Annotated in this window: 11 protein-coding genes; 9 read left to right on the top strand and 2 right to left on the bottom strand. The window is 39.7% G+C overall.

Features of this window, described 5'->3' with window-relative positions:
• Nucleotides 1-410: 410 nt before the first annotated feature.
• Nucleotides 411-2,138 (top strand): bifunctional protein-serine/threonine kinase/phosphatase, encoded by a 1,728-nt coding sequence (locus DC094_RS15805; RefSeq protein WP_116688099.1) that lies wholly within the window; start codon nt 411-413, stop codon nt 2,136-2,138.
• Nucleotides 2,139-2,707: 569 nt separating this feature from the next.
• Here the strand turns inward: DC094_RS15805 and DC094_RS15800 are convergent.
• Nucleotides 2,708-3,631 carry a hypothetical protein gene (locus DC094_RS15800; RefSeq protein ID WP_116688098.1) on the bottom strand — a complete coding sequence of 308 codons (924 nt, stop codon included), beginning with the start codon at nt 3,629-3,631 and terminating at the stop codon, nt 2,708-2,710.
• Between the two features lie 613 nt (nt 3,632-4,244).
• Here DC094_RS15800 and DC094_RS22155 point away from each other — a divergent pair.
• The gene (locus tag DC094_RS22155) at nt 4,245-4,448 is read left to right on the top strand and encodes a hypothetical protein (RefSeq protein WP_158527358.1); all 204 of its coding nucleotides are present in this window, start codon (nt 4,245-4,247) and stop codon (nt 4,446-4,448) included.
• 507 nt (nt 4,449-4,955) lie between these two features.
• Here the strand turns inward: DC094_RS22155 and DC094_RS15790 are convergent.
• Nucleotides 4,956-5,867, bottom strand: coding sequence for an LPS-assembly lipoprotein LptE (locus DC094_RS15790; protein WP_116688096.1), 912 nt, complete (start codon nt 5,865-5,867; stop codon nt 4,956-4,958).
• Nucleotides 5,868-6,419: 552 nt separating this feature from the next.
• On the opposite strand from DC094_RS15790, the gene DC094_RS15785 reads away from it, so the two are divergent.
• The 7 genes from DC094_RS15785 (at nt 6,420) to DC094_RS15755 (ending at nt 12,690) form a co-directional block, all read left to right on the top strand.
• On the top strand, nt 6,420-7,565 hold the full coding sequence (locus tag DC094_RS15785; protein WP_133245578.1) for a transposase: 1,146 nt from the start codon (nt 6,420-6,422) through the stop codon (nt 7,563-7,565).
• A gap of 390 nt (nt 7,566-7,955) precedes the next feature.
• Nucleotides 7,956-8,465 (top strand): hypothetical protein, encoded by a 510-nt coding sequence (locus DC094_RS15780; RefSeq protein ID WP_116688094.1) that lies wholly within the window; start codon nt 7,956-7,958, stop codon nt 8,463-8,465.
• A 102-nt stretch (nt 8,466-8,567) separates the two neighbouring features.
• Entirely contained in the window at nt 8,568-8,978 is a 411-nt protein-coding gene (locus DC094_RS15775; RefSeq protein WP_116688093.1) for a hypothetical protein, read from the top strand.
• Nucleotides 8,979-9,844: 866 nt separating this feature from the next.
• The gene (locus tag DC094_RS15770; RefSeq protein WP_116688092.1) at nt 9,845-11,023 is read left to right on the top strand and encodes a N(5)-(carboxyethyl)ornithine synthase; all 1,179 of its coding nucleotides are present in this window, start codon (nt 9,845-9,847) and stop codon (nt 11,021-11,023) included.
• A 378-nt stretch (nt 11,024-11,401) separates the two neighbouring features.
• The gene (locus DC094_RS15765) at nt 11,402-11,593 is read left to right on the top strand and encodes a CPXCG motif-containing cysteine-rich protein (protein WP_116688091.1); all 192 of its coding nucleotides are present in this window, start codon (nt 11,402-11,404) and stop codon (nt 11,591-11,593) included.
• A 145-nt stretch (nt 11,594-11,738) separates the two neighbouring features.
• The gene (locus DC094_RS15760) at nt 11,739-12,224 is read left to right on the top strand and encodes a DUF2199 domain-containing protein (RefSeq protein ID WP_158527357.1); all 486 of its coding nucleotides are present in this window, start codon (nt 11,739-11,741) and stop codon (nt 12,222-12,224) included.
• A 100-nt stretch (nt 12,225-12,324) separates the two neighbouring features.
• Entirely contained in the window at nt 12,325-12,690 is a 366-nt protein-coding gene (locus DC094_RS15755) for a VOC family protein (RefSeq protein ID WP_116688089.1), read from the top strand.
• Nucleotides 12,691-12,710 lie beyond the last annotated feature (20 nt).

Genomic DNA, 12,710 nt, shown 5'->3' with positions numbered 1-12,710 from the left:
GTTTTCATTCAGCCTAAGCCGCCTAAAATATTTTAGGCGGCTTAGATAATAAGAATTTATAAAAGTTTTCTAGTTGTTATTAATTGTTGCATTTGCTCTTGCACTATTTGAAATATATGGCATTTAACCCCGGGTTCGCCCACAGGCTTACCCAGGCTACGAAAACCGATTGATTTTCATTAATAAGGTTCTGATATTTCAGCTGATACCGAACTAAAGTAGGTTGGGTAAGCTTTAAGGCGCACCCAACAATCATCCGAAAACCTAGGTGTCTTAGAGCATCGTCTTATGCGGATACTTGCTCAACGATTAATGGTTATAGATAATGCTTTGTTGGGTAATTAAAAAGAGCGATAAAGCCAAATAATAACAGACTAAAAAGTAGTAATTGAAGCTGGGGGCGCAGGTACATGAGCAAATTGAAAATAATCACGGCAGTTGCGTCAGATAAAGGAATAAAACAACAAAACCAAGATGCTTGCGCAATTTCGATTCCTGATTCAGATTCTGTTCTGGCCAATAAAGGTTTGGTGTTGGTTATTGCTGATGGTGTGAGTGCATCTAGTCATGCCCAGCAAGCTAGCCAGACTGCGGTTAATAGCTTTATTGCAGATTATTACAGTACCCCAGATTCATGGACGATTAAGCATGCTGCAGCCAAAGTGCTTTACGCATTAAATCGCTGGTTATACCAACTTGGCCACCAAATTCCCGATGATCAAGGTAGTTGGTGTACCACATTTACCGCGATGGTTGCTAAAAATAATCAATTGCATTTGTTGCATGCTGGTGATTCACGAGGTTGGTTAATGCGCAATGGTTTATTGGAGCATTTAACCCGAGACCATATGCATCATGTTGGCCAGCAACATTATTTAGGCCGGGCGCTGGGCATAGAGCCCGGCATTGAAATAGATTATAAACAGCATGCATTGCAAGTGGGTGATCTACTTATGCTAACCACCGATGGAGTGCATGATGTGTTGGATAGAAGTCAGGTCAGGCAGTTATTATCGCAGCCATGGTCATTGCAAAAAATGGCCGATCAGTTAGTTGCAATGGCTCTGGAGCAAGGTAGCACAGACAATCTTTCAGTGATGCTTGCTTATGTTGAATCTTTGCCGGTTTGCGATGAGCAAACCAGGCTACAGCAGCTAGCAAAATTACGATTCCCGCCTGATTTATATTCTGGACAGAAAATTGATAACTTTTTAATTATTGAACAATTGCATGCCAGTAAACGGTCGCAATTATATTTAGCTGAAGATTTGTTAGCAGATGCCGACAATGAAAACAATCAGGTATTATTAAAAACACCATCGGTGAATTATCAGGATGACCCAAAATATATCGAAGGCTTTTTGCGTGAAGAGTGGATTGGCCGCCGTTTAAATCATCCTGCGGTGATGTCGGTCTATCCACCAAGAGAAGATCGCAAGTTTCTTTACCATAGTTGCCAATATATTAGCGGCGATAATCTTCGGCAATGGATTTTTGATCATCCAAAGCCAGCGATGTCTGAAGTTCGTAATTTGTTAAAACAGATTGTAAGCGCGGTTAGAGTGGTGCACCGCATGCAGATATTGCACCAAGATTTAAAGCCAGAGAATTTAATGTTAGATCAGCAAGGCAGAGTGTTGCTGATTGATTTTGGCTCGGCTAGGGTGGCAGGTGAGCAAAATATAAACCTTGATGATGACCTGCCGCTGCCGCCCGGAACCAAAAACTATATGGCACCAGAATACTTTCTGGATAGCGGAAATATTGATACCAGCGCCGAGCAGTTTTCAATTGCAGTAATGGCCTATGAAATGTTGTCGGGCCAGTTACCTTACAAAGAACAAGCAGGGAGTAGTATTCGGGTACGCCATTATCAGCATTTGCATTATCAGTCGTTGCTTAAGCATCGGCCAGACTTACCGTGGTGGATTGATATGGCCATTGAAAAGGCCTGTAGCCCGGATCCTAAAAACCGTTACTCTGCCTTGTCTGAATTTTTACAAGATCTTTCAATGCCAAACCCACTATTTAAACTGCCAAAGCAACAGCCGTTGTTAGAACGAAACCCACTCGTGTTCTGGCAAGGTGTTTCTGCTTTTTTGTTGTTATTAAACTTGGTGAGTTGGGTTACTGATTAGAAAAGTAGTGGTAATTGTTGCGGGTATTAACCGCTGCGCTTGCATCCCTTTAGGGGCTCAGAAATTTAAAACTGCCCCGAATATTGTAGGTTTGATGAGCACTAGCGAAATCAGACATCTGGCGATACGTTCCAAAAGTATCTGATTACGCCTAAGGCTTATCAAACCTACATGCAACATAAGGTTCGGCGCCTCGGGAAACAGGGTGTTTATTATATTCCACAACCCTTAGAGCGCCTTGTATTTAAAAAGCCGCTTGCGTGATAGTTTTAGTTTATGTGTATTTTGGTCTTAGAAATAAATAATCTTTCTGTATCTTTTCGTAAATCGTCCCTGAACCTCGGTGAATCGTGACATTTCGTTGGCGAATCGCTATTCGCTTCGCTCATGACGACCTAAATTAAGGGTGTTTATTAAATTCCGCACCCCTTATTCAAAAAAAAACACCGGTAGACTAGTAATTGATTTTCTAATCTACCGGTGTTGTCAGTCATGCATGAATTATCTAATTGGCGGATTAATAAACCATTAAGAATTATTCACGACGCTGGTTATTTTTAGCGAGCAAATTACAGTTTTTGAATGATGATTGCTTGGCCCGGTTTTGGAGCGTTATTACCATTTAGATTAAACTGTCCATAAGTTTTATCGTTACTGAACCATCTGATTGCGCCATACTTAACGATAGAATTACCAAGTTGATCAAGGGTATTCCAATAAACTAAATTGTTAAGGGCCGTCAACTGAGGAGAAAATTTAGCAGGGCTGCCATCTGGATTTTTAATGCGTAAGTTTCCTGAGCCATCAAGGCTGCCGATTGAAAATCTAGATGTAGAGCTGTTTGGAAAGAAATACTGATTTAGAGCTAAACGCTGAGATTGAGTTAAAAGGAACCAGTCATTTTGTCTTGCATTTTGACTTTTCAGTTTAGTAATGGTTTCTTGTAATTCAGTCTTACTAGCTTCTGGCAAGCTGATAGTGAATTTTTTACCACGGACACAACCTTGAACAAGAGTTTCGTTGTTATTCCCATCAAAACCAATACCATAGGTTTTACCATCTTCTTGGTAAGGTATTGCTGGATTCAGTATTCCGACGTCATAGTCGTCGATGACGTCGAATGCAGCTTCTACAAAGAGCTCACCATCCTCACTCATTTTGAGGGGCTGAAACCGCGAGGCTGTTCCATCTTGAGCTATTGAAGAGAAGCCTCCTGAATAGTTTGCACTTGAGAATCTATTAGTAGCATCAGCAGTCAATAATTCTAAATCGCATGTACGAAAAGCTTCGAGAGACACGAAATTAACAGATTCACCTTGAGTAAACGCTAATTTTAAGGGTTGATTTCTCTTTACTTCGATGTTTGTTCCATACGCGCCGGAAACAGTAGCATTTCTATAGTTTAGAGCAGCTGAACGATCATTAACAGCTATAGCAGTTAACGAAGCTGAAAGCATTAAAGCAGCGGTAGATGTTATTATAAATTTTTTCATTGTTAAATAATTCCAAAATAAAGCAAGAAACAGTTATGTTATTATTGCTTTTGAAAAACAAAAGCAATAATAAGCATTTTTACCAAAATAAATCCTGAAGTTCAAGTGGTCGTAGCGGCAATACTTAAAGTGATAGGTAGTCGTTCTAAATGTTGCAGATAGTTTAAATGATTGATAGTTTATATGACGCTTTCTTATCTTATATATAAGTCTCAAGGCATTGTTTTATAGACTTTTACCGTTCTAGTGTTTTTGTTTCTAAAAGCGGATCTACAATTGCAGGTACTTGTTGCTTATATGCAACTGAATAATTCTCAGCTGTGTTAAATAATTTGCAAGTAAAGAAATGAGTTTGAATTAAAACGAGACTTTCTGTGATCTATTTTCGGCTTTGAGTTTGCTCTAGTGTCGATTTAAAATAACAAGGTCTTCTATTGAGTTTTTTATTTTTAATAAAACTTCTCCAGTTTTATGTTAGAGCTGATTGCAATAAACAGCAGTAGTGTAAATTTCAATATTGCCGAATGTTTTAGAGCAATCTCGCCCGAGACATTCGCCGATCTGTAATCAATTGTTGCTTAAATATCGGCCAGACTTGGCATGGTGGGTTAATATGCTCATTGAAAATGCCTGCAATCCGGCCCCTAACAACCGTTATTCTGTTTCGACTAAATTTTCACAAGATCTTTCAATGTCAAATCCACTATTTAAACTGCCGCAGCAACAGTCATTACTAAAGCGAAACCCTTTAGTTTTTTGGCAGAGTGTTTCTGCAATTTTGTTGTTATTAAGCTTGGTGCATTGGGTTGGCGATTAAACATTCAGTGACAAGTATTAGGGGCTCAGAAATTTAAAATTGTCCCAGACATCTGGCGATATGTTCCAAAAGTGTCTGATTGCGCCGAAGGCTTATCAAACCTACATACAACATAAGGTTCGGTGCCTCGATAAACAGGATGTTTATTTTATTCCACGACCCTTAGTCGCTGCATTTATTCTTGCATCTATTTATAAACATCGGTGTATTTCAATCAGGTCGTGTATTTTGCGCTTGCTCTAGTAACATAAAATTAACCTCCAGTTAGTATTGGTGTAGCGCATTTTTTATTTGAAATTGATGCGGGGTTTTCTTAGGTTTTTTATAATGATTGGCACCTAATTTTTCAATGCGTCAATGAAAGTGGTAGGTTAATTAAACAACAACACCGATAGACCAATAGTCAATCTACCTGTGTTGTTGTCAGTTAACTATCAAATATTTTTAATGGCCTGATTGTGAAATTTAAAAATTTTTATAGTGCTAATTATCATTTAAGAAAATCGATTATCTTGTTTGAATAACTAGGGCCTGGCCCGGCCTTGGAGCGTTTCCAATATAATTTAGATATCCATAAGTATTGGGAGAACCGATCCATTCCATGTAGCCAATATTGATAGTTGGAAGACCAAGTTCATTAAAAGTATTCCAATAAACATAATTTTCATTGCTGCTTGTCACGGAATGAAAATTGCCAGCACTACCATCTGGATTTTTAATGCGTAAGATACCCGCTCTATCAAGGCTATCTACTGAATATCTATGTAATTTAGGTTGCGATGTCGCATTAGGTTGGAAAATCAGTTCAGATTGAGCAAGAAAAAACCATTCAATTAGTCTTGCATTTTGATTTTTTAGTTCTTGTAGTTCAGCAATTGTTTGTTGTAATTCAGCTTCGCTATTGTTTGGTTGACTGATAGTGAATTTTTTACCGCGAATACATGCTTGAGCAGCACTTTCGCCGTTATTTCTGTCATGAGCAATGACAAAGGTTTTTCCATCTTCTTGATAAGGTATCACTGGATTCGGTATTCCGACATCATCGGGTTCGATGAGATCGAATGTGAATGGTATAAAGAGCTCACCATTCGTACTCATTTGGAGAGTAGCATACTGCGAGGCTCTTCCATTTTGGTTTATTGAGGCAGTGGTTCCTGTCAAGTTAGCATTTGAGAATCTATTAGTAGCGTCAGCAGCCAATAAGTCTGGATTGCATGTACGAAAAGCTTCGCGAGACACGTAATTAATGAATTCACCTTGAGTAGGCGCTAAATGTAGAGCTTGGTTTAGCTCTACTTCGATATTTTGTCCATACGAGCCGGTAAGAGTGACAGTTTTAAGAGGCGCTGTAACAGCCGTGGCAGTGAACGAAGCTGAAAGCACTAAAGCGGCAGCAGATGTTATTATAAATTTTTTCATTGTGAAATGATCCAAAATAAAACAAGAGGCAGTTATGTTTTATTGCTTTTAAATGGTTAAAGCAATAAAGATCATTGTTTCAAAATAAATGCTGACATTCAAGCGGTAACGACAATAACAATTTGATTAATAAATGAATGTTGCAAATACCACAAATAGTCTTAAGTGACTGCCAATCTATGCATTTTTACATTAAGCATAAAAAGGCAATCTATTGTTTTTTATAGGTTCTAATGGTTCTTGGTTTGAATAAATTTAATTTTAAAATCGAAATATTAGAGTGTGTGCTTATCGCTTTTATACAGCCTGGCAGTTTTTCGATTCGTTAAATAGTTTTGTTGATAAAAAAGTAAGTTTAAATTTAAAACAAGACTGATAGTAATTTATCTAGGGTGTTGTGTCTTACTTTAAAATATTTGATAAGTATTTGATAAGTATTTGATAAGCGCCACCCATAAATTTATCTATGACCAACGCTATTGCCTAAAAATTTTTGATTTCAAATGTGAGTTCACGTCAGCTAACATCAACCAACCACTGAAATGAGTTGGAGTGGATGCTTGTAAAAAGCCTTCCTTTTTTATTATGCCCGCACCTCGTGCCATTCTGTTTGACCCGAAAGCGAATCCATATGTGCATGCCTGTTCAAGATGCGTTAGGCGAGGGTGGTTGTGTGGTGAAGATCCTGCGATTGTGCCTGAGCTTCGAAAAAATTATGATCATCGCCGCCAGTGGATTGTCGATCGAATTGATCTGCTGGCGCGGGCATTCTCAATTGATGTAGCAGCCTATGCCGTGATGAGCAATCACTACCATCTGGTGCTTTATGTCGATGTTGCACGAGCCAATAAATGGAGTGCGCGCCAGGTATTATTGCAATATACTAAAGTGTTCGATGCCGAGCCGTTAGTTAAAAAATACCTCAGTTCGCAAAAGCGTCTTTTACTCAGTGAGGCTGAAATTCATTATGTTGAAGCCAAAGCTGAAGAATATCGCAAGCGATTGTATTCAATTAGCTGGTTTATGAAATCGATTAATGAACCGCTGGCTCGGTTGGCCAATGCCGAAGACCATTGCAAGGGGCGTTTTTGGGAAGGCCGTTTTAAAGCTCAGGCGCTGCTTGATGAACAAGCATTGCTGACTTGCATGGCGTATGTTGACCTCAATCCTTTGCGAGCGGGCATAGCTAAAACACCAGAAACATCGGATTACACGTCCATTCAAGCAAGAGTCGAAACTGAACTGCCTGAAATAGCATCTAACCAAACTCGTATTAAAAATAATAAGAAATCGATTAAAAACCGGCGCTATGATTATCAGTTTGCTCTATTGAAACCTTTTTCAGATAGCGCTCACCTAAAGAATAAATCCAACAAACCACATGTAAAGCAAAAGCCTTTGCCGTTTTCATTAAATGATTATCTGGAGCTGGTTGATGCCAGTGCCAGAATGGCGCGAAATGATAAAAAATATCACATGGATAGCCAGTTGCCCCCTATTTTTGACAGATTAAAAATTGATACTACAGCAGTCTGGTGGGCTAAAACCATGAGCGGCCAAAGTAAGGCGCTTTCTAATGTGCGATCATTTGCCCATGCGATAGGCAGTTACCTAAACATCAGCGCGCTCAAGGCAAGAGTGAAACAACAAACGCAAGCTTGGCGAGCCAACCAACCGCCGCCGAAAAACTCCAGCTAATACTGTTAATTAAATCTGTGTATTTAACTTGCCGGGCATGCCTGGTGTTTCTGTTGTCTAGGTTTTCAGATAGCGGCCTAGAGAGAAGATGTTGACTCAAAAAACCGAAAGATCTCAAATGGTTTTCGATATAAATAAAATAACGTTAGTTATAAGTTGAATTATGGGTGGCGCCATTTTTGCGCCATTTTTTTGGCGCCATTTTTTGGTGTATTTAACTTGCCGGGCATGCCTGATGTTTCTGTTGTCTAGGTTTTCAGATAGCGACCTAGAGAGAAGATGTTGGCTCAAAAAACCGAAAGATCTCAAATGGTTTTCGATATAAATAAAATAACGTTAGTTATAAGTTGAATTATGGGTGGCGCCATTATTTTGTAAGTTGAATTATGGGTGGCGCCATTATTTTGCCATTATTTTGATCGAATTGATCGGTTAACTCGAGCATTTTCGATTGATGTAGCAGCCTATGCCGTGATGAGCAATCATTATCATTTGGTGCTTTATGTTGATGTTGCGCGAGCTGATAAATGGAGTGCGCGCCAGGTATTATTGCAATATACCAAAGTGTTCGATGCCGAGCCGTTAGTTAAAAAATACCTCAGTTCACAAAAGCGTCGTCTGCTCAGTGAAGCTGAAATTCATTATGTTGAAGCCAAAGCTGAAGAGTATCGCAAGCGACTGTATTCAATTAGTTGGTTTATGAAATCGATTAATGAACCGCTGGCTCGGTTGGCCAATGCCGAAGACCATTGCAAGGGGCGTTTCTGGGAAGGCCGTTTTAAGGCTCAAGCGCTGCTCGATGAGCAAGCACTGCTGACTTGCATGGCCTACGTTGACCTCAACCCTTTGCGAGCGGGCATAGCTAAAACACCAGAAACATCGGATTACACGTCCATTTAAGCAAGAGTCGAAACTGAACTGCCTGAAATAGCATCTAACCAAACTCGTATTAAAAATAATAAGAAATCGATTAAAAGCCGACGCTATGATTATCAGTTTGCTTTGTTGAAACCTTTTTCAGATAGCGCTAATCCAAAGAACAAATCCGACAAGTCACATGTAAAGCAAAAACCTTTGCCGTTTTCATTAAAGGATTATTTAGAGCTAGTTGATGCCAGTGCCCGAATGGCGCGAAATGATAAAAAATATCACATGGATAGCCAACTGCCTCCTATTTTCGACAGATTAAAAATTGATACTACAGCAGTCTGGTGGGCTAAAACCATGAGCGGCCAAAGTAAGGCGTTATCGAACGTTCGAGCATTTTCCCATGCGATAGGCAGTTATCTAAATATCAGCGCGTTCAAAGCAAGAGTGAAGCAACAAACACAAGTTTGGCGTGACGCTCAAGTCAGTCAGATTGATCAGCAGAAATCACCGCTACACCAGCCGCCGTCAAAAAAATCTAGTTAAAAGTTCTCAATAAAAATGATTTTAACTTGCCGGATATATCCGGTACTTCTGCTGGGCGCTTTATCGAAATAATCAGCATTAAAATGTATCTGAAGTAAAATGCTCTTAAAATATTGCAGAATGTAGCCATCAAGTTTTGAGTTATTAGTTATAGAAAATATTTTGGGTGGCACTTTGAAAAATAATATATGGCACTTTGAAAAATAGCGCTTTTGAAAAAATAACCATTCACCTTGGGGGCAAGATCACCCTACGACGGCAGGGCATCTATAGCAGGGGCTGGTTCGGGATTTAATGCATGTTAATGTGCGAAGCTCGTGGCATCCAAAAGATCAAAAATTCGAGCCACGAGATTACGAAAATAGCGGTTGAAAAAACCTGCAACGGTAAGGTGCTGTAAAAACACAATAGAACAGAGAAAGAAAGAGAAACTTAAGAATGGCAAGCGCCACCATAAGCGGAGGCGCTCACTCTAAAGTTGAGTTTAAGGATGAATTCGATGGTAAAGCGGCAGTCAATCCTGCATGATGGTCAACCAATGAACTATAAAAGCTGAGTTTAACTGTAAATTTTGAGAATTTTATTAGTATCTTTTTAAAAAAAATTGCTATTAGAATTTCCAGGAAATGCAGTCAACCATCAAGTTCATTAGGCTGATCTCCCCGGTTATTTCTACACAATTTTTTACATACGTTTCTATACAGCATTTTGTCAAGTTTTCTAATGAGCTGTCTATAGAGTCTGCTTACAGCAATGGGATTTCAGAAATCCTGAGCCTACCTACAGATGTTGTGTGTAATGCTGACTTATTGACAGAAGTAGTAATTCGCTGAAAAAGCCAATAACAATAACAAGGACGCAACGACATGAACCTATCAAAAGTAGGCGTCATAGGGACTTCAAGAAAAGAAGATGAACGACGTTTCCCAATTCATCCCGAGCACTTACTGAGAATTCCCGAAGCGCTTCGCCGTCAGTTAATTTTTGAGAAAGGTTACGGCGAACCGTTTGGTGTCACAGATGCTGAAATCGCTGAACTGACTGGTGGCGTTGCCACTCGACATGAATTACTGGCAGATATCGGCACGGTAATTATCGCCAAGCCGGTTTTGGCTGACCTGCAAGAGCTTCGTGAAGGTGGAACGCTCTGGGGCTATGTGCACTGTGTGCAGCAGCAAGATATTACACAGGCGGCGCTAGACCGCAAGCAAACTCTGATTGCCTTTGAAGATATGTTTATTTGGTCACCGAATGGCCAGATAGGGCGCCATACCTTCTATAAAAATAATGAAATGGCTGGCTATTGTGCAGTGATTCATTCTCTGCAGCTTAAAGGTATTGATGGACATTATGGTGATCAGCGCAAAACAATTATTTTCGGTTTTGGTGCAGTTAGCCGGGGCGCGATTTATGCGCTGAAAGCACATGGTTTTAGAGATATTACTATCTGTATTCAACGTACAGAAGATGAAGTTCGTGAAGAGGTCTTGGATTGTAACTACGTGAGAGTCCGAGCCGGTGAAGAAGGTGAGGCCCGTATGGTGGTAGTAGAGCATGACGGTACCGCAAGACCGCTGACAGAATTGATTAGTGAAGCTGATATTATTGTAAACGGCACTTTTCAAAATACTAAAAGCCCAACTGACTTCGTTACTGAAGCAGAAAGTGGCTGTCTTAAACCGCATAGTCTGATTATTGACGTCAGTTGTGATGAAGGTATGGGATTCTTTTTTGCCAAGCCAACCACTTTTAAGAATCCGATGTTTAAGTATCAAAGCATTGATTATTATGCGGTTGATCATACGCCTAGCTATTTGTGGGAAAGTGCAACCCGGTCTATTTCAGCGGCGTTAATTGTTTACTTGCCAGCAGTACTTGCTGGTCGAGAATCTTGGCATGAAAACGAAACAATTCGAAGAGCAATTAACATTGATTGTGGTGTGATTAAAAGCAATGCTATTTTGTCATTTCAACAGCGTGAAGCTGAATATCCACATGCTTGTATCAACCCAGAAAAAAATATTGCTTCTGATAATGTTGTTTGAAGATATTTGCGATCAAATAGGCTGAGGCAGTGTTGCTAACACTACTTGTAACGACATGATTATTGCCGTGAAATGATCTGTCAAAATCGTGCAGTGCAAAAAATAAATCAGTGTTAGTTAATCTAAAAAATTCAGTCTCAGAGCTTTGCTGCTCCAGCTAATATTGTTTAACAATTAACATTAGCTGGGGTAGTCGCTGGTAAAAATATCGAGTTATCCCACACAGTTCAACTCTTGCTAACATCTTGATGAAAAATGCTATTCTCAAAATAACATTAGAGAATAGATATGTTTAATTTCTATTACTCTCCAGTCAGTTAACTATTATCAGGTCTGATTGCTAATCAATTATCTCAAAAGTACATTCAGGATGTTGTTATGAATTCGTTAAGTGAACGTTCAGTTGATTGCCCCTATTGTGGTGAAAAAATTGATGTGTTGATTGATTTTGAAGACATAGGCAATCAATATGTTGAAGATTGTCAGGTTTGCTGCAAGCCTATTGTATTTTCAGTTTCCGCCTTGGAAGATTCGTTAGAGGTATTGGTTCGCAGTGAAGATGATGCTTGATGCTTGATGCTTGTGTTTAATGGCCGTGCCAAGTACGGCAGAATGAAACCTTGCAGATAGCAACAAACTTTTGTTATCAAGCGATCCGGCTATAGCGAATGTTGGTTCTACAACTACATAGATGATTGTTTAAGGAGATATCCAAGTGCAATACAAATGTGCCTGCTGTGGAGAAACGCATGATCACATGCAAGATTTAACATTCGACCAGCCAGAGCATGCTCAATCCATTGCTGAAGAAGAACGAGATGCACGAGTTATATTGGATTCTGATTTGTGTGCGATAGACAAGCAACATTTTTTTATTCGTGCTGTTTTACTCATCCCTGTATTAGAAAGTGAGGAGCATCTTGGGTTTGGTATTTGGATTTCCCAAGAGAAAGCGCATTTTGCCAACTACCTAGATAATTATGACACTAATGAAATTGGCCCTTTCATTGGCAGTCTGGCAAATGAATTAAAGTATGACGGTATTTCAACGCTCAGCCTAAAAACCATGGTCCACTTCCAAGGCAGTGGTCAGCGCCCACTAGTAGTATTGGATCAATCAGACCATCCATTGTATTTGGCCCAAGAAAGCGGCATTACTATGGATCGAGCTTGGGAAATAACTCATGATTATCTTGGCTGACTGGTTCAATAATCAGTTGTATCTGCGAACCATTGCCAAAGGTTCGTCTATTTAACAACCAGCACATTTCATTTAATAAATAACACATTGAGTTAAGAATATGTCTAGTGAAGTAAAACCGGCGGCGTTATTTCTTTATGTTGATAATATACCCGCTGCTTTAGATTGGTACCAGAAAGCGTTCCCGCGTGCGCAGCGTAATTATGTGGCTGAATTTGATTTTACTGTTTTAGATATTGATGGGTTTCAATTAGAAATGGTGCCTTCAGATAGCAAAGTCGCAGCGGGTGCATTTGGTACGGTTCTGTATTGGTCGGTTGAGGATTTAAGCATCGCAATGCAGCAATTTGAGCATTTAGGCGCTAAGCTGTATCGCGGTCCGATGGCAATTGAAAACGGCCTAGGTATTTGTCAGTTCAAAGATCCCTTTGGTAATTTGATTGGTCTACGTGGGCAATATCAATAACAGTCTGGCTAGCTCCTAGT

Source organism: Pelagibaculum spongiae (assembly GCF_003097315.1).
Lineage (GTDB): Bacteria > Pseudomonadota > Gammaproteobacteria > Enterobacterales > Pelagibaculaceae > Pelagibaculum > Pelagibaculum spongiae.
The sequence above is the reverse complement of the archived record's forward strand: the minus strand, read 5'-3'. Positions and strand labels throughout refer to the sequence as shown.

Coding starts and splice junctions, on each gene's coding strand:
- DC094_RS15755 (WP_116688089.1), top strand. CDS start 12,325: ATGTCTAGTGAAGTAAAACCGGCGGCGTTATTTCTTTATGTTGATAAT.
- DC094_RS15800 (WP_116688098.1), bottom strand. CDS start 3,631: ATGAAAAAATTTATAATAACATCTACCGCTGCTTTAATGCTTTCAGCT.
- DC094_RS15805 (WP_116688099.1), top strand. CDS start 411: ATGAGCAAATTGAAAATAATCACGGCAGTTGCGTCAGATAAAGGAATA.
- DC094_RS15790 (WP_116688096.1), bottom strand. CDS start 5,867: ATGAAAAAATTTATAATAACATCTGCTGCCGCTTTAGTGCTTTCAGCT.
- DC094_RS15765 (WP_116688091.1), top strand. CDS start 11,402: ATGAATTCGTTAAGTGAACGTTCAGTTGATTGCCCCTATTGTGGTGAA.
- DC094_RS15770 (WP_116688092.1), top strand. CDS start 9,845: ATGAACCTATCAAAAGTAGGCGTCATAGGGACTTCAAGAAAAGAAGAT.
- DC094_RS22155 (WP_158527358.1), top strand. CDS start 4,245: ATGCTCATTGAAAATGCCTGCAATCCGGCCCCTAACAACCGTTATTCT.